The following is a 21,285-nucleotide window of genomic DNA, read 5'->3' as shown; positions in this document are numbered from 1 at the left end:
TTTAGACGGATCGACAATACGCGCCCCTCATCAAACGACTTTCACAAGATTTGGATATTTCGACAGATAAAATCAGGCATTGCGATCAATACTACTTTGTGTAGTTTTTTTGAACAAATCACCTTCAGGTGTAAACTCAAGCGCAACAGTAAGTTCAATTATAGAACCCACATAATCTCGTTAAAATGATACCGTTATCATTTAAATATCTGAATTCAAGACAAAAAAAGGGCGGTGAGTGCTTTGCTCACCGCCTTTGTCAGGGTCTTCTAAGAGCGTTTCCTCCCCGAAACGCAACCGCGATGCGGTTATGCATACTTTATTGTCCAGAATTGCATGACCGTCAACACATTCTCGCCTCTTTTTTAAAAAAAATTTCACACAATGGCTTATCCTTGCGGTAAGTCATCTAAAAATCTTTTAAATACAGGGTTATCTGCTTCGAATATATATTCCAGATTTTGTACGCTCACAGGGGCACCACCTGCCGCTGCCAATTTGCGACACACCAATTGAACATCATTACTCGGACAAAATGCCTCCCCATTGGGGAATAGGCGCGATTGCGGCATATCGAAGATATCCTGTAAAACAGACTCACTCATACCACTTTGGAATTTAATTTGGCATAATTGCTTAGCTCGCTGCCTTGCTTCGATATTATCTAGCAATGCGCGTAGTGTTTCCAATGTCTGCGAATTCCAGTCCGCTTTCTTGCTCGCCGCAAGCTGCGCTTCAGACGCCAAAATCTGTCCATCGGCGATAATCTTCAAACCATTTGCCACAAGCGTAGAGCCTGTTGATGTGATATCCACGATCAATTCAGCTGTACCTGATGCCGGCGCGCCCTCTGTCGCTCCTGCACTCTCGACAATACGATAGTGTCCAACTCCCTTTTGCGCGAAAAACTCCCGCGCCAAGCGCAGGTATTTGGTCGCCACACGCATGCGGTGTCCGGTCTTTTCCTGATAGGCAGCTCCTACCTCATCAAGATCAGCCATGCTCTCCACATCAATCCAGCTTTGCGGTGCTGCCACAATCAGATTTGCATGACCAAAACCAAGCGCTTTTAGAAGGTGCACATCATTTTCTAATTTTGTCGGTGCTTTTTCGCGCAGCAGATCTTCACCGGTCACGCCTAAGTGTATTTCACCGTTGAGAACACCACGCGCAATTTCACTCGCAGACATCAAGCGCATCTCTACGCCCTCAACCCCTTTTAACTCAGCTGAGTATGCGCGATCACCGCCAATTTGCTTTAGCTTAAAGCCCGCCTCGGCTAGGTATTTATCAGTCTGATCTTTTAAGCGCCCTTTGGACGGAATTGCCAGGATTAGCTTGCTCATTTGCAGCCCTCCTTATTTAGAACACTGCAAATACGATCCGCCCTCAAAGCCACACCAATGGCATTGGTGGATATCTTACCGCCCGATAATCCTGACACCAGCCCATCATAGCGCCCACCTGTTGCCAGTGGCAAAGAACCGCCAAGCTCAGAATGGGTCACCTTAAAGACGAGGCCGTCATAATAATCAAACCGGCGCCCAAATTCTGTATCAAACACAGCATCACTCACCATAGGCGCGCCAAGTCCTTCCAGCGCATCCAACCGTTCAACATAAGCATTCAATGCTTTATCCAGCTTCACACCCGCTGTTTTGGCAATTTTCGCAATCTCATCTACGGCTTTGCGTGCAGGCGCATTAATGTCCAGCAAAGCCTCTATGGCGGTTTGCGCTTTTTTAGACGGCCCTTCTCCATTGCTTTGAGAAAGAGAGCGCAAACGCTGAGCAATATCCCCCGCATCACGTCCGCCCACAGCAGAAATACCCGATACAGCAAACATTTCTTCAACAGCCGCGCGTGCTTCATCTTCATCAAGCGCCGACAATGCCGATGCCAAAGGTGAACGCTGCGCCCTTTCGCCTGCCGCCTGCATTAATTCGCGCGGCCCACGCTTGCGATTAAACGCTTTGCGCAAACGCTGCGGCCATGGCGCATCTAATTTAAGAGCATCTATCAATGCATAAAACAGCGCGCTATCACCAAATCGCAATGCGCCATCCGCCACGCCAGCCGATGCAAGCGTTTCCAATGTCAGTGCCAATGCTTCGGCATCTTCTTTGGGACCGCCCTTTTCGCCAAACCATTCAAATCCGGTCTGATCAAATTCAATATCATCCCCAGATCCAGCTTGCGGGAAGCGATAGACAGACCCAGAATATAAATAGCGTTTCGCCTTTAGATTACCGCGCGCAATCTCCAGCGCGATAGGCGCTGTCATATCAGGCCGCATACAAAATTCTTCGCCATCAGGTGCAGTAAAGCTACACAATCGCCCTCTTACACTCTCACCTGTCAGCTCAAGCAGAATAGACGCAGGCAATACATTCGCCGGCTGAATGGATATTGCATTTTTATTGGAAACGGCATTGGCCAGATCAGTTTCTAGCTTGCTGGCCATCTCAATCAATTGTTTGGTTTTCATGCGTTATTGGCCTCCACAACGGCCTTGATTTTTGCAGCAAAGTCTTCGCGGGTCGCCTCAAATTGCCCCGGACGTGCTTCGCGCCATTCAGCATTGTCCGTGATATCAGCCGCAGCTTTTGCGCCTGCAACGAGATCTTTGACCGTCACCTTGCCGCTCTCGCGTTCTTGATTACCCACAATCACAACAGCAGGTGCGTTGCGGCGATTGGCATATTTCATCTGCGCTTTCATACCAGATGTTCCAAGATAGACTTCAGCCTTCACGCCTATCGCCCGCAATTGCGCAGCGATGGAGCAATAATCAGCCATGTGCTCGCGTTGAAGCGCTAGCACAACAACCGGCCCATCCGCTTTTTGCTCGCCCTCATCTTCAGCTGCAAGCACAGCAGCAAGACGCGAAATACCCACAGAAAAACCAGTTGCAGGCACAAGCTCGCCTGTGAAACGCGCAATCAGATCATCATAACGGCCACCGCCACCAACAGACCCAAAGCGCATTAAACGGCCCTTCTCGTCTTTAAACTCTTTGAGCAATTCTGCTTCAAAAACAGGGCCAGTATAATATTCAAGGCCGCGTACAATTGCCGGATCAAATGTCGCCATCTGATCCGTCACGCCAAGACCGTTTAGAATGTCATGGATCGCGCTTAAATCTTCCAAACCTTGTGTTCCAACAGCATTTTGATTTGCAATAGCAGCCAACGCATTCAGCGTCTCAGACCGCGTATCGCGACCAGCTTGAGCAAACTGGAGCAGTGTTTCGATAGAAGCAGAATTTAATCCAGCACCTTCGGTGAAATCACCACTTTCATCTTTACGTCCGCCGCCCAATAATTCGCTCACGCCCTCAGCGCCAAGACGATCCATTTTATCCAGTGCACGCAAAACGATGAGACGTTTATTAGGGTCCTTTACATCGGCGGCCTGCATCACACCATCTAGCAATTGGCGTGTGTTGACGCGGATCGCGTAATCACCCACTTGCGCCCCACATGCCTGCATCGCTTCAGACGCAATCGCAATCATCTCAGCATCTGCCGCCGGACCAGCGGCTCCAACAGCATCTGCATCACATTGGATAAACTCACGGAAACGAAACGGACCTGGTTTTTCATTGCGATAAACCGGACCAGCAGAATAGCGCCGGAAAGGCTTTGGGATATTATTCCAATTTTCAGCAACAAAGCGCGCAAGCGGAGCCGTGTGATCATAGCGCAGCGCCATCCACTGATCATCATCATCTTCTAGCGCAAACACACCTTCATTTGGACGGTCTGTATCTGGCAGGAATTTCCCAAGCGCATCGACATATTCAAATGGCCCAGTATCAAGGCCCTCAAAGCCCCATTGCGCATAAACCTGCGTGACCTTGTCCACAAGATGGCGCTCAGCTGCAATCAAATGGGCACGTTTGTCTTGAAAACCACGCGGTTTGCGTGCTTCAGGACGAGGTGTTTCAGTTGACATATTGGCGGCGTTTTCTGGTGTATTTTCGTTTGTGGACATAGGTTTTTTAAAGCCATATTAGTTGAACGCGATTTTCATCATGAAAACCACGTGGTTGGCCTATCCTAATGAGTGCTAGAGAGCAACTCAATGGGCATGAATCCTGCCTATTTGCCTTATATTCATATCAAGTCTGGCAAGATATTTGCGCCCTATTAATCAATCATCTTCAAGATAATAGATATGAAACACAAAAACACACGCTCTCATGCGCTAAAAGCAATCATACTCACACTCGCTTTTGGTGTATCCGCGCCGTTGGCTCTAGGTGATGCTCAAGATGCGCGCGTATTTGGTGTCACAGCAGCACAATTGCTGGAAACCGCAAAAATGGCTGAAGGCGATGCGCTCGCCTACCCATCGCTAAATGCGCCAGAGATATCACAAGGTTTTATCAGTGATTTACAGCGCTTTGGCATTAGCGCAGCCAGACTTTCACGGGAAATCAAAGAGATTGATGGGCCAGAAGACTTTCAATGTATTTTTAGAGGCATGGCCAAAGAAACTGGCGATCAGTTAAATGCAATTTCAACAGCGCAAACTGGAGCAGACCAAGCAGATGCGCTCAAACGCTTGGTCACAATGCTAGATGATGCGGTTATGGTTTCTGAAGCAACTGCTCGTACCTTTGAAGGCAAGGCACCAGCCATTGATAGCAGCACAATTATCGGTTCTTGCTCAATTGAATAGGCATGCGCTCAAACTACGCCACACCTAAACCGGCAAAAATGGCACCAACGGTTAGTGAAGACGCAACAAAAACGCCACTCCAGTGACTTAGTCCGACTGTCAATAAATCCATCAAACGTATATTCATTTTATCACTCTACTGAGTTCTTCAAAATCCGAACGAAGCTCATACACTAATTCAGAGAAATGAAAATAGCTTGAGCTTCCAAAGGAAACTTATATCTAATTTACGGGGTGACCGTTTTTGCAACCAATCCTGCTGTGAGGATTTGCGGCAAAATCTGAACATCACCCTGCGGCGGATAATAAAGATACAACGGAACTCCGGCACGTTTATGGCGAGCCAGCTCATCTGCGATTAATTTATTGCGATTTGTCCAATCTGCCGTCAAAAAAACCACGCCCTGCTCAGCAAATGCATTTTTCACTTTATCAGTATGCAAAGCGATGCGCTTATTCATCTGACAGGTCACACACCAGCGCGCTGTGAAATCCACAAAAATCGGTGTGCCTGCAGCGCGAAGCTCCTCAACATATTCTGGAGACCAGTCACCTGTCTTCACTTCGACGCCAGATTTTGTCGTAATATCGCTGCTCGCAACTTCATTCACATGAGATGCACCGCCAGTCAGCACAAAAGGCACAATCACAGCACACAACATCAACACGCCAGCAACAGATTTTGCTAAGCCATTCGCGTTCGGACGCGCAAACATCCACAAAGCAAACGCTATAACCACAGCAGCTGTCAGCACCATAATTGCAGCATCAACACCTTTTTGACCGGCAAAAACCCACAACAACCAGATGGATGTCAAAAACATCGGGAAAGCCAAAACCTGTTTGACAATGTCCATCCAACCGCCCGGTTTAGGCATCGCTTTGGCAAGCCCCGGCACGAATGAAAGCAACACAAATGGCGCAGCCAAACCGCTCCCCATAACGATAAGAAATAAGATCACCACCCATGCAGGCTGGCTCACGACAGCGCCCAAAGATGCCGCCAGCAAAGGCCCCACACAAGGTGCCCCGACAACCGCCGCTAGCAGCCCCGTAAAGAATGCACCCGCTACACCAGATTTATTGGCAAGATTAGATCCAACGCCCATCACTGACGAGCCAATTTCAAACACGCCAAGCAGGTTCAAACCGACAATAAACATAAGTAAAGCAAGGCCTAACACCATTGGCGGGTATTGCAGTTGGAAGCCCAGCCCTGCTTGTTCCCCTGCTGCCCGCAGCATTAAGAGCACAATTCCAATCGCGACAAAACATGTCAGCACACCAGCAAGATACGCAATTCCATGTGACTTTAATTGGCTTTGTCCTTGTTGTGCAGCATGGGCCAAACCGTTTGCCTTAATTGTCAAAACAGGCAGAACACACGGCATCAGATTCAAAATCAAACCACCCACAAACGCAAATCCAAGCCAGACAAGAATTTGAGAAAAGCTAGCTGTCGCCGCAATCTCAACAGCTTGTTTTGCATGGCTATTACTTGCGGCAATATCATCCGTACCAGCAAGCACATCACCAATCTGCGCCTGCACTTTCATAGCAAAACGCGTTTTGTCATTTTTATCAACAACAACAATACCTTCTATCGGTGTTGGCTCAATTTTACTTAAAGACGAAAGCTGTAGATTTAAGGTTCCACCCTGCTCCCCAACACGAAGACTTTGCTCAGGAAAATGCTCAATTTCATGCTCATACGGATAAAAACGCACATGATCAGCATCTGCCAAACTCGCCGCAAATGCCTCATCCGCTATGGACAAACGTAGCGTATCTTCACCTTCAAGCGTGGTTGTCGCTTTACCTGTCATATCAATAGGACTTGCTTCTAAGGCAGATGCGATTAACCGGCTATTTTCTGCATCTGCTTCAGGCATGTCAGCGATGGGAAGCACCAAATCGATATCAGCATTTTCCCAAATACAGATGTCCAAACAGATCTGATATTCGGCTTTCCCCGTCATGATCAGATTGTCCCCCACATTCAAATCAGACGGGACGACAATTTCAAACGGCAGCACTAATTGGTCTTCATACCCATAATTCATCAATGTTTCTAATGGGATAGTGTGAGGTGCAGGCCAGTAAAACTCACCGATTTGAGCACCGCTTGTGATCTCCCATGCAATGCTTGGGGCGATACCTGCATCTCCTGCATTGCGCCAATAGACATGCCAGCCTTCATCAATATCAAGCTTTAACGCACCAAGGAAACGGTCTCCTTGCGCGATAACAGATCTCTCAGCAATAACTTCTACTGTCGCATTACCTGCATCAACGGGAGCGGAAAAAGCTGCATTTTGAGAAAACAGACTTAGCAGAAACGCAAAGACAAAGACAAATGCACGCATAAATAAATTCCATAATTGCAGAACTAAGACATAGCTCTTTTATAATTCTAAGGCTGAATATGCGAAAGAAACACTATCGACTAGTCACCTAACAAAGACGTGATTAATTATAGGGGGACCGTGATATCGTACAAAAAAGGCCGGACACACTAAGCATCCGGCCTTTTGAAAAATATATATTCTTCTAACTTAAGACACAGGACCTTGAGCCGCAGCAGTCTGAGCTGTTTGTAGACGGCGCATAGCGCGCTGAATAACACGCGGCCAATTTAGCAAAGATACCATGTGAGCATAAATCGCAGGCAACGCACCCGCTTCTTTAAGCTCCATGAATTTTGCATTGTCCAGAGCATTCAATTTCTCTTCTGACACAGCATAATAATCAGCAATTTTCTGAGGCTGACCTTCTTGTCCATTTGCATCACGCGGTGTGAATGACACAGATTTCTGTTCAAGCAATCCTGCATCTTCTATCATTTTCACAAATTCAGCTGTTGCACGGCGCTGACGCTCAAATTCTTTACAGAATTCCATAGCATCTTGCGTGAACTTAGATGGTTGGTCACCTTCAAAGAAAGGTACATCTGGTGTTTCTGAAACCATAGGTGCTGTTGTATCAACACAAAGCAACAAACGGTCTGCTGACTGGTCCGCTGCAAACACAAACGGGTAACGGCGCGCAAAAGCTGGTACATAGTGATCAGGATCAGGAATACCTGCATCACTCACGAATTCATTTTCACCTTGACGAACACCTGTGACAGCGACGGGTGTTTTTTCTTCACCAACAAAAATGATAGGATATGAAGCTGATGCAATACCAAATTCACTTACGGTCACCGGAATAGCGTGCGCAGAACGCAAAAATGTAAACGGGTTGGTTACCTGCTTAACACCGAGATTTTTGTGCGCTTCTAGTGTTAAAGGGACTGGGTTATTATAAAATAATACATTGCCTGAAAGTTCAGGTTGTTGGGGCTGAGCGCCACCTGTGTTGCTGTCCATAATTGTAGCTCCTGCCTTGATGATTAGATGCTATTAACGGAAAAGTGATTTGTTCACAACCAAACTTTGATCGTCCAATTGCAGGAATTCGATAGAAATGAATAGACTCCAATATTTTATGGCATTTTCTTGTTTACTTGGAATTGCAACTCTTTCAGGTTGTCAACCAAAACACAAAGCAGCTGATCAAGTATTTGAAAATCTGGTTTATACGATTACTAGAGAAGAGATTAAACACTCACCCGAGCTGGGTGCTAAGTTTGAAGACAAAATAAAATCTTTTTCAGATGCTCAAAGTCACTCTTTAGATGATCGCTCAACGGCCTCAGCGAGTGAAATTCAAGTTACGCGGCTCGAAGAACTCCAATCATTATCGGCAATAAACAAAGATCTTTTGTCTCCAACACAAAAAAACACATATGACACGCTGGAAATACTTCTCTCAAATTCTGCACGTTTCAGCACTTTTGTCTTTGGTGAAACCGACCTTTTCTCCACTAGACCTTATGTCATAACACATCTTGACGGTGCCTATCTTGAGCTACCTAATTTTCTAACGCATTCTCATCCCATCAATAGCTTGCGAGATGCACAGGAATATGTAGAGCGCCTAAGCAGCGTCGCCAACGCAATAGATGACGAGATTGACCGCTTTTCCCTCGACGTAAAAAAAGGGATCATGCCCCCTGATTTTATCCTAGATCAGATCATCACAAATGCGCAGTTGATTTATAATGCACCAACTGAAAACAGCAGCTTTGTGACCACGCTTCAATATGGGCTAGAATATTTAGAAGACCTCGACGTCAAAGCTGGTCAGTCATTGCTCAATCAAGCTAAATTGGCGTTAGAAGACCAGATACGCCCCGCCTATCAACGTTTAATTGATACGGTCACGCAAGCCAAATCTGGAATGTCTGGCCCTATCGGACTTTCAGCCATAAAAGACGGCAAAAATTACTACCAAGCGCTATTAAACACATACCCATCTCAAACAAAAACGCCTCAAGAAATTCACGACATCGGCCTCAATCTTGTAGCTGAAATTTCTTCTGAACTTGATCTCATGCTGATCAATCAAGAATTGTCAGAAGGTGCCGTCGCTGAACGCCTCATTCAATTGGGCACTCCTCCCGAATATCTTTTTGAAAACACACAAGAAGGCCATCAGCAATTTTTACAGATGCTCGATATGCACATATCAAGCATGGAAGAGAAACTATCTCAGGCATTTTCAACATACCCTTCTGCATCCAACGATATTGAAGCTCTTACAGCTCAGTTAATGCATTCCACCCCTGAAAATTTTTATCAATCTCCTCCCACCCAATTGGAAGAAAACACAACGTCTTCAGATGAACTCCCAACAGCCAGTACCGCACCGCAATATGTGTTCTCAGGACCAATTTGGTCGCTTGCAACATTTAGCTATCATGAAACTATTCCGGGACGATTGCTTCAAAACGCCATTCGCCAGACAATTGAAACACCGCCTCTACTTCAACTCGCAAGCTTTCCCACATATGTAGAGGGATGGGATTTATATGCCGAAGATCTAGCAGATGAAATGGGCATATACGCTGACGCTCCCCTCGATCGTATTGGTTATTTACAATCTCTCCTATTTCAAGCTGCTCGCCTTGTCGTCGATACCGGCATTCATGACCAAAATTGGTCGCGTGAACAAGCCACACAATACCTTGTCGATACAACTGGATATTCATACGCTTTGATGCAAACAGAGGTCGACCAATACATTGTACACCCCACATTGGCATGCGCTGCTATCTTGGGACGCAATGAAATTCGTCGCCTTCGCAAGCAAGCAGATCAAGCACTTGGCAACAAATTCAACCTCAAAGCATTTCATGATGTTTTGCTGACCAATGGCGCTCGCCCCTTATCGGTTGTTGAGACAGACATCACAGATTGGATCAGCAAGCAGTCGCAAATTATACAAGAGTAAATTCTTGATGTCGGCATCACACGGCCCACAAACCGCCTTATTCACAGCGTGAGATGACATATCAGTAACCTGCAGCAAACTCACACGCAGCAGGTGCACAACAGTTTTAAATGCTATCTGCTATGACAAACGGCACGTAAGGGGACGCGACATGAAACACAAATATATTGCTTTATTGGGGTCAGCTTCGATTCTCATTCTAGTGGCCTGTTCCAGCTCACAAAAAACCGAACAAGCACAGGAAGAAGTCGCAGTCACTGCCGATGAAGCTTATGCGGAAGCACCGCCTCCACCACCGCCGCCTTCGCCTAGCATGCTTAGTAAACACTCTCTTGGTATGATGGCGATGTCAGCGCCCGCGCCAATGCCAACAAGCCTACCATCACAACTTGATCGCGATAAATATGAAGACGTAGACACAAACCCAGTCAAGCTCGTATCCGAAGATCCCGTCTCCACCTTCTCCATAGATGTCGATACAGCCTCTTATTCCAATGTCCGCTCCTTCTTGAATGATGGAAATTTACCTCCCAAAGATGCGGTGCGCATTGAAGAATTGATCAATTATTTTGATTATGACTACCCAATACCAGCGTCTAAAGACGTACCTTTCGCAACGCATGTGAATGTCGTGCCAGCGCCATGGGCTGAAGGTAAACAGCTTATGCATGTTGGTATCAAAGGATATGATCTAGATCGAACCGAGCAACCTCCTCTCAATCTGACACTCCTTGTCGATGTCTCTGGTTCAATGAATCATGAGGACAAACTCCCGCTCGCGAAGAAAGCGCTCAAACTCCTAATCGATAAGATGGATGAGGACGACCACATTTCGGTCGTCGTCTATGCCGGCGCTGCGGGCACAGTATTAGAGCCAACCAAAGGATCTGAAAAATCAAAGATTTTTGCAGCTCTTGATAATCTTTCTGCCGGTGGGTCTACAGCTGGCGGCGAAGGGCTTCGTCTCGCCTATTCACTTGCTGAACAAAATTATGATGCCGCCAGCGTCAACCGCGTCATGCTGCTCACCGATGGTGATTTCAATGTCGGCGTGACGTCCGATGAGCGCTTAGAAGACTTTGTCGCCCGCAAACGCGAATCTGGCGTGTATTTATCGGTGCTGGGTTTTGGGCGCGGTAATTATAATGATGCGATGATGCAAAAAATCGCACAAGCCGGAAACGGTATGGCATCCTATATCGACACGCTGAATGAAGCGCGCAAAGTGCTTAATGATGACCTATCTGGCTCCATGTTCACCATTGCAAACGATGTTAAAATCCAGATGGAGTTTAACCCCGCTCACATTCAAGAATACCGCCTCATCGGCTATGAAACACGGATGTTGAACCGTGAAGATTTCAACAATGATAAAGTTGATGCAGGCGATATTGGTGCCGGCCACACAGTTACAGCAATTTATGAAATCACACCTGTCGGCTCAAATGCAGCGCTGATTGATGAAACTCGCTATGGAGAAAAGACAGAATTTACAGCCAATTCTTCAGAACTCGCCTATTTGAAATTGCGTTATAAAAAGCCAGAGGAAGATACATCAAATCTGATCCAATTCCCTGTGACGCAGGACAATATCTCTTCATCCATGGATCAATCACCAACCTATGTTCAATTTGCAACGGCAGTTGCTGGATACGGACAATTGCTAAAACAAGATCCATATCTAGCAGATAGTTTTGGATATGATGCAGTTATCAAACTCGCGAACAAATCCAAAGGCAAAGATGAATTTGGCTATCGTGCTGAATTTGTGCAATTAGCCCGCGCCGCCAAGACGGCAGCTGCTCAAGAAACGCTTCGTCAAAATGGAAGCAATGGCGAATAAATCTATATGACAAAAAACACCCGCAGCGTGGGCGAGACGCTACGGGTGTTATCAATATGCAGTTCCGGTGGGTGCCGGAAATAATTTCTCGGGCGATGGGGCGAAAGAAATATTTGGCATCAAAAAAAACCGAAACGGGAGTCTCTTGTGATTTGCCAACTGCATAATGAGCTCAATCCAACGAAACAGAGATCATAAAGCACCCTATTCTGGGGCGCTTTTCTTATTCCCAAACCCGATTACGCAGCCAAAGGCATGATGATACGCGCGCTTTCAGAGCCTGCCTCGAAAGCTGAATCTTGCGTATCACAGACCGGATTTAGACCTGTACGAAGGTCATCAATCTCAGCCATGCGCACGTTTCTGTCTTTCTGACGGCGGATATACATGTGTGTTGCACCAAAACGTTGCGCTTCGCGCCAGCGCCAGATCGCTGTAATATCTTCTACTTTACCAAATTGCTCAGCCAGCTTGATCACACGGCCATCTGCCGCAGTAAAAAGCACGATGCCTGCTTGGCTGGTCCAAGACTCGTCACGAAGCTTAATCGCTTCAAATTTATATGATTGACCGCTGAAACCGCAAAAATTGATTGATTGAAACATGTTCTCTCTCCGTTCTAATTTATCCTTTATATTCCGTTTTTGTTCTCATTCAAGCACTTTTTGTTCTCATGCCATTAACAGTAAATTTACCGTTTAAGGACTCAAAAGTGCGCTACCAACTGACAAATTTAGAATAATTCAACAGATTCAACACCCACGGAAGAAACGCCTAGAATCTAGTTTTGTTCCAAAATAAAAAAATGTTCTCAAAAAAAATTTGTAGCAGAACAAATATCACGAGAATTCTCGATTGGATTCACATGAATTGATCCAATTTGTTCCTGAATCGATTCTCTTTGAACTCAATTTCTCAGGTTTTGGAACAAAGTATCTGAGCAAAATTAGGTGTCCCTTTTCGCTCACCCTCATTTTAAACGTCTGATCTGCGTCAACCTGCCGTGCGGCAACCTGCCATCTATTCCATATTTTTTAAATGGTTATATATCCATATATTAAATATGGACATTGAGCGAGGGATAGTCGCTCATTGTTCAAACATCCCAGATTTGAAAAAGGGGAAAACCATGAGCCATATATTGAAATCTCTCGCAGCCGCCGCAATTGTGTGCTTCGGGACAGGCGCAGCGATGGCAGAAACTGATAACCCATGGATGGTTCGTGTGCGTGCGCTAAATGTCATTCCTGATGAATCGGCCAATCTCTCAGTTGGCGGCGCAGATCTTGTCGGCGATGTCGACATTGATCAAAGTTATGTGCCTGAATTGGATATATCCTATTTCCTCAACGATAACATCGCATTTGAGCTTATTCTGGGTGTCACACCGCATGACGTAAACACACAAGGGCTGGTTGTTCCTGTTGTCGGAGAACTTGGCACTGTAGGTCTGGGTGATGTTTGGTTACTCCCTCCAACTCTAACAGCGCAATATCACTTCACTCAATTGGGGGCTTTCAAGCCATATGTCGGTGCCGGCATCAATTACACATTATTCTTCAATGAAGATGAAGGCGATGTCGTAGACTCAATTGATTATGACCCAAGCTTTGGCCTCGCCCTACAAGCTGGTTTTGACTATGATCTTGATGGAGAAAAAGGCGGCTGGGCACTCAATGTGGATGTCAAAAAAATCTGGATTAACACTGATGTTACCGTTGATCTGACAACTGCCCTCGGCGCAGCCCTAAGTGCAGATTCAGTCATCGTTGATGCCGATGTTGATATAAACCCACTAATCGTCGGAATTGGTATGGGGTATAAATTTTAGATATTTAGCCCACCGCGAAATCTGAACACCTTAAATTAAAAGTGACGGAAACACCTGCCTTAAAGGTAGCAAGTTCGACCATCACTACACCAAATTCATGCGCCCTCGTATGAAGGACCTAAACTCAAAGCACCAATCCTCCTATATTAAACGGAGTTGGTGCTTTTTTTTAACCTTTTTTACAAATCCCGCTTGTCGATCCGCGTTGAAAAGCTGAAACTGCATAGATGACAGAGACTCACCTATCTTGCTCTAGTGGCAACCCAAAAGATGCTTTAGCGGAAGCAGCACGCATCAGCGAAGAAAACGGCGTCAGACTGACACCGCTTCGCAAACGTGTGCTTGAATTATTGCTGGCAGCCAAATCTCCTGCCAAAGCATATGACCTTCTGGAGCAATTGAGCAAAGAAGACACCACGCCAGCCAAACCGCCAACAATATACCGAGCCTTAGACTTTTTGCTCCAACAAGGTCTGGCGCATAAAATTGAAAGCCTAAATGCTTATGTCGCATGTGGGCATCGCGGACATGGACATGCTGCCGCTTTCCTAATTTGCGAAAGATGTGAATCTGCAAAAGAAATGCATGCCGAATCTACATTTTCTGCTCTAAAACAAGAAACGCAGGACATGTCGTTTAAATTTTTAAATGCTGTCATAGAAGTACGTGGCATCTGCGAAAAATGTCAGATTTCAGTTTAACCTCCTATAGCTAAATACCCACCGACAGGAAAAATCCTCATGATTGAAGTTTATCGCGGATCACCGAACGCATGGGAAACAGATGAAATGGGGCACATGAATGTGCGTTTCTATCTGGCCAAGCTTATGGAAGGTATTGGTGTATTTTGTTCCAAAACGGGCATGCCCAACGCATTCAAATCAAACGCCCCTTCGACGGTAAAACTCAAAGAGCTTCACGTCAGATTCGTAAAAGAAGCGCATGCAGGTGTCCCTATTTTTATGCAGGCGGGTGTCATCGAAACACATGTTTCCTCCGCTAAAATCTATATGCAGCTCAACCATTTAGATGGTTCACCCTGCGCTGTGTTTAGATTTGAACTGGAACATGTAGACATTCATACCGGTCAAGCTTTTCTATGGTCGCCTAAAACAGCCGAAATATTCAAATCCATTCCAGCAGTAATGCCAGAAATACTGGCACCTCGCTCCATTCCAATGGATGTCCCTCCCAAAGCTCCACCAACAATGGACGATGTCACAAGAATCGGTTCCATCCAAATAGGAACAGGCATGATCATGCCGGATCAATGTGATGTTTTTGGAAATATGAGAACAGAATATTTCATTGGAAAAGTCTCCGATTCTGCACCTCATCTGGCCGATGCGCTCGAAGTTGATATGACACGGAGTCCAAGAATTGGAGAAGCTGACGGTAAACGCATAGGAACAGCAGCGCTGGAATACAGATTTGCTTTTCAAAACCTACCAAGGTCTGGAGATTGCTACAATATCTATGCAGGCCTCGCGCATGTTACCGGCAAAACATGGGGAACTTTCTATTGGTTTATGGATCCAGTGACGCATATGGCATACGCGACATTGCAAGCCACCCTAATCCGTTTTGATTTGGATACACGTAAATCAATTATGCCTCCACCTGATGCTTTTGAGATTATGCAGAGAGCAATTCCCCAAGGCATGTGGCTTTAAAGCAAAAAGCCCACCTCATTTTTGAGGCGGGCAAAGCTTTTGAATTCAATTTTTTTCAAATATTAGACTAATAAATCTGTCCAATAGATGCATTAATCGTGCGCTTCACAGCGCCGAGATAATCCGTTCCATCATTGAGGCCAGCGGCCGTTTCAACCAATATCTTAATGGCATCACGCAACACATAAGGACGCTCCATAGGCAAGAAATGCGTTGTTCCGGGAACACGTGTCACAGCTGCATCTGGACGAAATGCATGAATGCGCTCATCAATATCAGAAATGCTGGTCGAATTTTTCTCTGCTTGCAGAAGAATGAAAGGGTAACGCTGCTTTTTCATAGAATGCAAAGCTGACCATGGACGATTCCGCTGAGACTTAAAGCAAGCCGCTTCCCAAGCCGGATCACACGCAAGCCGACACGCAACGCCATCTGTCGGCACAAGGCCATCACTTAAATAATCAATCAAGAATGGTGTACGCCACGTTTTGAATGCACCGCGTCCAGCAAGATTGCTCTCAGCTTCATCTGAACTTGAGAAATCAACACGTCGCTTCAAACTACCTTTGGCCTGAGGTATCTGTGAGCCAATAAGTGAAGACAATAAAGGAATGTGAAAAGCCATATAACTTAGTGGAGATAGAATAACAGGATCTGCTAACACAATCCCCTTCACAAGATCAGGGCGTTTTCCAGCCACCAACATGGCTATCGTTGCTCCCATGGAATGGCCAGCCAGAACCAGTCCTTCAGGTGCTATTTTTTCAATGACCTGAATGACATCATCCCGAAATACATTCCAACTTTTCAGTTTTTTAGGGTCTGTTTCCAGACGCGTACGGCCATGCCCACGTAAATCAATTGCGGACACATGCCACATATTCCCCAAAGGCTGGAGAATAGATTGATAGGTCATGGCATTAAAGCCATTCGCATGAAGAAACAACGCCTGTGTTGGTTGCGTCGGTTCACCAAAGGAAATACCGGCCACTTCACCGGAATCTAATTCAACTCGAAATCTGCGTAGCAAGAGAAGCTAGCCTCCAAATACTCTTTTTAAGAGCTTTGTTGTCTGTTTAACTGGATCATTCCTTATAGCCTGCTCTTCTTCAGCAAGATAATAAAATAATCCATCAAGCGCCCCATCAACAGCATGGGTTATCAATTCACTTCGCACACTTGAAACCATTTCGGAAGGTAAATATTGACCGACAACTTTTTCAGCTAAATCTAAAGCGCCCACTTGCGCCATAGCCCCAACAACATAGGGTTTAAATTCTTGGCGTAGTTGTGTTTCAGTTTTGCTTCTTAAAAACTCTGTCGCAGCATTATCACCACCATTCAACAAAGCCATAGCATCATCAATCGTCATAGAAGAAACCGCAGATACAAATAATTTTTTGGCTTTAGGGGCAGCTTCTTCAGCGGCACGGTTCATTTTTAATTCAAGATCATTCAATGATCCATCCATACCAATGCGGCCCAAAGACTTTTGAACTTTTGCCAATTCGCCAGGAAGTTTTATTTTGATCGCGTCGTCTTCAAAATAGCCATTCGTAGCCGAGACGTGATCAACAACACGTTCCGTACCCACTTTTAAAGCTTCTTTCAAACCAAGGCCAACTTCTTCGGTCGTCACAGGCCCAGCGACCTCGGTGATACCTCCAAATATATTGGCTAAATCTTGATTCCCATCCGTGACACAGCCTGTCGTCGCGCAGCTCATCAATAGTGCAAATGCAGCTATAATTTTACTCATATTACTTCCCCTTTTGCATTCGATAATGCCACCCCATTAACGTCATCATTTTTCGTCTACTCAAGCATTCTATGCTATCGGACAAAGCGCAAGCCATTTTGCATTGCTGAGGAAACTTACATTTCCCCTTTAAAATATCTCTCCGCCTATTTAAAAACATCTTTGTTTACCAAACAAATGCCTACACAGCAAAGAATTATACTTCGCCTTAACGGTGTCCATGTATTTGGTGATGATATGAATAACCTGTATATCAGCCCCTCGCGTATAGTCCCAACAGCACTCATTGCGCTTTGGACTATGCAGTGCCTAAGCTCTGCCATAGCTGAACCTTCCAGTTTGCATTCGCAACAGGCTGCACAAAATTCTGAAATCATTGATATTATTTCAAATGCGAATGGTCACGATCTTAATTTACTCGTCAAACTAAAGCATCAGCCTCATATTGCAGCGACCCAAATCACCGACAATGGATTTACGCTGTCAATTAGTGGTTTGCTATTGCATCAAGCCAGTATTGATCCACCTACCAAAACCTACATTACCAGTGTCGAGGTCATGTCTGAAACCAACTTACAGTCTAGCAAGTTAGAATTTTCAACGCCTAGACTAACGCAAATACGGACTGAAATTTTCAAGAATGCGATTCTTGTATCTGCCAAGTTAGCCAAACCGGCTCCTCTAAACTCACACACCGCCGCCCAAAGCCAGCAGCTTTCAATAACTGCGCCTCAGAAAGCAAGAATCACACCTCCACAGTCTATCAATCAAGAGAAGCATTTTAGAGATGTTTTCCAATTAACTGCATCCTATTGCATGCAGGCTAAGAAATTATTGTCGGAAGATGCTTGGAATCTCGAAGCCGTAGCCGACCACGCCCTATGTATGGTCGCAAATGACAAATTAGACGAAGCGCAAATTTCAGTGGATCAAATACAGAGTTTTAGTCCCAATAATTGGAAAGCCGCACTCACCGCGGGAGAAATTTTAAGGCTTAAGGGGGATGTCAGCCAAAGTAAGATACAATTTTCTTACGCAATGCAATATGTCGAAAACCCTGAAATGAAAAAGACAATAGCAAACTGGGCTGCCCGCGATTAGCTTTGTTGAGAAGTTTGCAGAATGGCGGATCAAAACCTTTAAAAAATCTCCGGCAAATGGGAAACCAAGTGGGGACAACATTGTCCCAAATGCCAGAGAAATTTATAAGATGAACGCAGTCTGTGACATGGGGGGATATCAACTTACAAGTTTGAGATGAGTAAACTCAAAGTTTGACTGCGTTCACATCAACAATGTAGTCAATGCCAGTTCACACCACAATTAACGCATCATCACACTTACGAGAGCAGCTTACTTTTTTTATCCGTTTTTTTGACATTAAGCACAAAAAAAGCGGACCACATTCATCATGTGACCCACTTCTTCAGGGAGAAAATTGTTATACGCTTAAGCGACTTTGACTTTTTCTACCGCTTCTCCAGCACCCAAGAAGTCACCAATGTGACCCACGCCTTCATAGCCCAATTCCGCTCTTGCAAAATCTGCAATCGTCGGCATCAATTTTGAAATCTGTTCATTACCCAACCCGGCATTTTGTAGGTCGCGTACCATTTGAAAAGCAACAGCAGAGCGTCCACCCGGTGTCTGCTCGATCAAGCGAGCAATAATACCTGTTGCAGCGCCAACATCTACGCCTGATGTCGCTGACAGTGTGCGTGCGCCAGGAATATTTTCAAATACCAATGTCGCAAACTGTGATCCCTGACGGTCTGCAGCATTTAAAACAATCCCAAGAGCCGAACGCGCCATGTCTGAATTTAATTCTGTTTCACCGGCAATGTAATTTACGAATTTCTTCAACATGATCAGCTCTCCTGGCTTTTTCGTTTGTGTTGAAAGCCACCTCAATCCCCATAAGGATCACCCAGCGCCTTCTTTTCCATGAGAGTAATATTGCGTTGCGTATCTTAACAAAAAACGAATCACTTAGTTAAATTTGAAAATTAGCTTCAAATATTTTCTTCTTTAAATACAGTTCATTAATATAGGCAAAAACATCGCACCAAGGCGGAAAACTTTGCCTACCTACAGGACAAGATTGCCTATTTCGGTCAAATTCAATTAACAAAACCAAAACAAAATATACAAAATTAAATGAAGCGCCGCTATCGCCACCGGCAAGTTTAGATGTGCGGAGAAACACCGCCATATATTGCAGCAGGAAATTGCTTTAATCTTGCCCACATCTGGTCGCCATAGGAAAAATGCCACCACTCAGTCGGGTTATTTGAAAAGCCAGCCGCATCCATCAACCAATATAGCAAGCGGCGATTTGCCTGCGCTTCCATATCAGACATTGAAGATGGTTCAGACCGTTCAAACCAATCTGTATGGGCATTTTCTGTCAGGTCGTCGAAAATACCGCCCATATAAAGCGGCTGTTTCGTATCAATATAGCGAAGCGTAAGGTCCGTTGCCCCTCCCGTTGCATGAGGCGAAGGCGAAGCCTCCCCTTCACTTGGCGGTGACCAGTATCGCTCAACTTCTTCCATCAAATTTTCTTCTGGAATTTCTGGTCGGTTTTGTCGTAGCCAATTGGGAAACCAGACACCATGAAAATGACGCTGTATAGCCTGCGGTCTCCATCCATCAAAAAGATATAGCTCTAAACCAGCCTCTTTAATTTGAGCATTAATATCCAGCAGCCGCATCGCCACACCTTCACGCAGATACAGCTCTTCAATCGCACCGGGTACTTTTTCAAAATAAGGTGGGTTATTTGGCGTGAAATAATGGTTGTCTCCCGCAATTCCCTTGCTGCGTACATCCACCATTCCTTCATTAAACGCAGGATTTTGCGTCTCGATAGCAACTTCTTGGCGAAAGCCCTGCTTTAATGCATTCACCGGCGCAAAAGCTGGAATGGCACGCCCTTTAAGGGCCAGAATATCTACATTAGGCATATCACAGCTCTCAACTTACTTTTCTACTGAAACCGGATCTTACTCAATGCTCTTCCAGTTTGCGCACTTCATATCCTGCAATCGGGAAATGGCAAATCACACCGCCCGTTTCATCAGTTTCACGCCCAATAATCACCTGTTCCGGTGACAGCGCCAACAATTCCCCAGACACAGCAACACACCCATAATCTACAGGTGTCACTTTTACATAATCTCCAATTTGTACGCCGGGTAAAAGTAAAGTCGTCACAAAGGGCAATTCTGGAAATGTATCAAAAGCATGATCCAACGCTTCCTGTTCATCGGAATCCTCGCTCAATCCATGCCCAAATGCATGTATCCGTTCCATCCATTCACAAACATTGCGATATGGGTACAGCAATGAGGAATTCAGCGGGCTTTGTGCCAATGACCATAAACAATGATAGACCGAAAAATCAGCTATCGACGGCTCATCCCCAAACATAAAGGCATTGTCGATCCAGTTGTTAAATTGGTTTAGATAGGAAGTCAGAAAACTCAACGCCGCTTCAGGCGTTAATTTTAATTTGGTCGACCCTTTAAAAAGAGCCGCCCTGTCTTTTTTAAAAGCCGCAGCTTTCCCGGGACTTATACGCTCAATTGTATCGGCAATCGCTTCAGGCCGCATATTCAATGTCCGGCAAACATCCACAAGCTGAGTGTCCGCCCATTCTGCCACCCGCTCGGCCACAAAACCATGAGCGAACAAAGTCTCATCAAACGCATGATCTGCCAATGTTTTGGAGATAAGATGCGTATCGCAATAAATATTTGAATCAATCTGCAAAACAGGGGTGCGTCTATATCCGCCCGTTAAAAGATCCAATCTTGGGCGAGGCAAAATAGGCTCAATTTGAACGGATTGCCATTCCAGTTTCAAATATCCCATTAAAACCCGCACTTTTTCCGCAAAAGAAGAGGCAGGATAATGATGAAGAAATATAGCCATATCCGACCCTTCGCACTGATCGTCCCCACACAGCTTGTTCTAGTCAACAACAAATAATCGAGACGCGAATCTCTTCCCACGCATTGAATGTGACACACAAAATTAGAAAAGGTCTAGTTTTTCAATTGGCCTTGAAGGTATTTACCCACCGTAATTTGGCCTTTGTTTGAGTTTTTGCCACACAAAAGCAACAATAAATGATATTATGAAAGATGAAGCC

General features: G+C 45.3%; 18 protein-coding genes. 7 read left to right on the top strand and 11 right to left on the bottom strand.

Features of this window, described 5'->3' with window-relative positions; translation table 11 throughout:
• Nucleotides 1-389: 389 nt before the first annotated feature.
• From hisG to hisS, 3 genes are read right to left on the bottom strand one after another with little or no spacing between them, the layout of a single operon-like run.
• Entirely contained in the window at nucleotides 390-1,346 is a 957-nt protein-coding gene (gene hisG / locus HBAL_RS04800) for an ATP phosphoribosyltransferase (protein ID WP_015826801.1), read from the bottom strand.
• Nucleotides 1,343-2,488 (bottom strand): ATP phosphoribosyltransferase regulatory subunit, encoded by a 1,146-nt coding sequence (locus HBAL_RS04795; RefSeq protein WP_015826800.1) that lies wholly within the window; start codon nucleotides 2,486-2,488, stop codon nucleotides 1,343-1,345. The genes hisG and HBAL_RS04795 overlap by 4 nt, the downstream gene beginning before the upstream one ends.
• Nucleotides 2,485-3,996 carry a histidine--tRNA ligase gene (hisS, locus tag HBAL_RS04790; protein ID WP_015826799.1) on the bottom strand — a complete coding sequence of 504 codons (1,512 nt, stop codon included), beginning with the start codon at nucleotides 3,994-3,996 and terminating at the stop codon, nucleotides 2,485-2,487. The genes HBAL_RS04795 and hisS overlap by 4 nt, the downstream gene beginning before the upstream one ends.
• A 183-nt stretch (nucleotides 3,997-4,179) precedes the next feature.
• On the opposite strand from hisS, the gene HBAL_RS04785 reads away from it, so the two are divergent.
• Nucleotides 4,180-4,686: a hypothetical protein gene (locus HBAL_RS04785; protein WP_015826798.1), complete on the top strand. Its 507-nt coding sequence runs from the start codon at nucleotides 4,180-4,182 to the stop codon at nucleotides 4,684-4,686.
• Between the two features lie 227 nt (nucleotides 4,687-4,913).
• Here the strand turns inward: HBAL_RS04785 and HBAL_RS04780 are convergent, their stop codons facing one another.
• Both HBAL_RS04780 and HBAL_RS04775 read right to left on the bottom strand, forming a co-directional pair.
• Nucleotides 4,914-7,052: a protein-disulfide reductase DsbD family protein gene (locus HBAL_RS04780; RefSeq protein WP_015826796.1), complete on the bottom strand. Its 2,139-nt coding sequence runs from the start codon at nucleotides 7,050-7,052 to the stop codon at nucleotides 4,914-4,916.
• A gap of 189 nt (nucleotides 7,053-7,241) precedes the next feature.
• Nucleotides 7,242-8,057, bottom strand: coding sequence for a SapC family protein (locus tag HBAL_RS04775; protein WP_015826795.1), 816 nt, complete (start codon nucleotides 8,055-8,057; stop codon nucleotides 7,242-7,244).
• 97 nt (nucleotides 8,058-8,154) lie between these two features.
• On the opposite strand from HBAL_RS04775, the gene HBAL_RS04770 reads away from it, so the two are divergent.
• Complete coding sequence (locus tag HBAL_RS04770; RefSeq protein WP_015826794.1) at nucleotides 8,155-10,023, top strand: DUF885 domain-containing protein; 1,869 nt, start codon at nucleotides 8,155-8,157, stop codon at nucleotides 10,021-10,023.
• Nucleotides 10,024-10,174: 151 nt separating this feature from the next.
• The gene (locus HBAL_RS04765; RefSeq protein ID WP_015826793.1) at nucleotides 10,175-11,866 is read left to right on the top strand and encodes a vWA domain-containing protein; all 1,692 of its coding nucleotides are present in this window, start codon (nucleotides 10,175-10,177) and stop codon (nucleotides 11,864-11,866) included.
• A gap of 239 nt (nucleotides 11,867-12,105) precedes the next feature.
• On the opposite strand, the gene HBAL_RS04760 is transcribed toward HBAL_RS04765, so the two are convergent.
• On the bottom strand, nucleotides 12,106-12,471 hold the full coding sequence (locus HBAL_RS04760) for a hypothetical protein (protein ID WP_015826792.1): 366 nt from the start codon (nucleotides 12,469-12,471) through the stop codon (nucleotides 12,106-12,108).
• A gap of 524 nt (nucleotides 12,472-12,995) precedes the next feature.
• On the opposite strand from HBAL_RS04760, the gene HBAL_RS04755 reads away from it, so the two are divergent.
• The 3 genes from HBAL_RS04755 to HBAL_RS04745 all read left to right on the top strand — a co-directional run bounded on the left by HBAL_RS04755 (nucleotide 12,996) and on the right by HBAL_RS04745 (nucleotide 15,370).
• A complete protein-coding gene (locus HBAL_RS04755) occupies nucleotides 12,996-13,697 on the top strand; it encodes an OmpW/AlkL family protein (protein ID WP_015826791.1) in 702 nt (233 codons plus the stop codon).
• Between the two features lie 227 nt (nucleotides 13,698-13,924).
• The gene (locus tag HBAL_RS04750; protein ID WP_015826790.1) at nucleotides 13,925-14,398 is read left to right on the top strand and encodes a transcriptional repressor; all 474 of its coding nucleotides are present in this window, start codon (nucleotides 13,925-13,927) and stop codon (nucleotides 14,396-14,398) included.
• Between the two features lie 39 nt (nucleotides 14,399-14,437).
• A complete protein-coding gene (locus HBAL_RS04745) occupies nucleotides 14,438-15,370 on the top strand; it encodes an acyl-ACP thioesterase (RefSeq protein ID WP_015826789.1) in 933 nt (310 codons plus the stop codon).
• A gap of 67 nt (nucleotides 15,371-15,437) precedes the next feature.
• On the opposite strand, the gene HBAL_RS04740 is transcribed toward HBAL_RS04745, so the two are convergent.
• Nucleotides 15,438-16,400 (bottom strand): alpha/beta hydrolase, encoded by a 963-nt coding sequence (locus HBAL_RS04740; RefSeq protein WP_015826788.1) that lies wholly within the window; start codon nucleotides 16,398-16,400, stop codon nucleotides 15,438-15,440.
• 6 nt (nucleotides 16,401-16,406) lie between these two features.
• On the bottom strand, nucleotides 16,407-17,129 hold the full coding sequence (locus HBAL_RS04735) for a DUF4197 domain-containing protein (RefSeq protein ID WP_015826787.1): 723 nt from the start codon (nucleotides 17,127-17,129) through the stop codon (nucleotides 16,407-16,409).
• A gap of 237 nt (nucleotides 17,130-17,366) precedes the next feature.
• On the opposite strand from HBAL_RS04735, the gene HBAL_RS04730 reads away from it, so the two are divergent.
• Complete coding sequence (locus tag HBAL_RS04730) at nucleotides 17,367-18,230, top strand: hypothetical protein (RefSeq protein WP_149037364.1); 864 nt, start codon at nucleotides 17,367-17,369, stop codon at nucleotides 18,228-18,230.
• Between the two features lie 348 nt (nucleotides 18,231-18,578).
• Here HBAL_RS04730 and HBAL_RS04725 read toward each other — a convergent pair whose 3' ends face one another.
• The 3 genes from HBAL_RS04725 to HBAL_RS04710 all read right to left on the bottom strand — a co-directional run bounded on the left by HBAL_RS04725 (nucleotide 18,579) and on the right by HBAL_RS04710 (nucleotide 21,065).
• Nucleotides 18,579-18,995 (bottom strand): hypothetical protein, encoded by a 417-nt coding sequence (locus HBAL_RS04725; RefSeq protein WP_015826785.1) that lies wholly within the window; start codon nucleotides 18,993-18,995, stop codon nucleotides 18,579-18,581.
• A gap of 320 nt (nucleotides 18,996-19,315) precedes the next feature.
• Nucleotides 19,316-20,095 (bottom strand): M15 family metallopeptidase, encoded by a 780-nt coding sequence (locus tag HBAL_RS04715; RefSeq protein WP_015826784.1) that lies wholly within the window; start codon nucleotides 20,093-20,095, stop codon nucleotides 19,316-19,318.
• 43 nt (nucleotides 20,096-20,138) lie between these two features.
• Nucleotides 20,139-21,065, bottom strand: a complete 927-nt coding sequence (locus HBAL_RS04710; RefSeq protein WP_015826783.1) for a glutathione S-transferase family protein — start codon at nucleotides 21,063-21,065, stop codon at nucleotides 20,139-20,141.
• Nucleotides 21,066-21,285 lie beyond the last annotated feature (220 nt).

It is taken from the genome of Hirschia baltica ATCC 49814, assembly GCF_000023785.1.
Taxonomy (GTDB): Bacteria; Pseudomonadota; Alphaproteobacteria; order Caulobacterales; family Hyphomonadaceae; genus Hirschia; species Hirschia baltica.
This window is presented reverse-complemented; position numbering and strand designations above follow the sequence as displayed.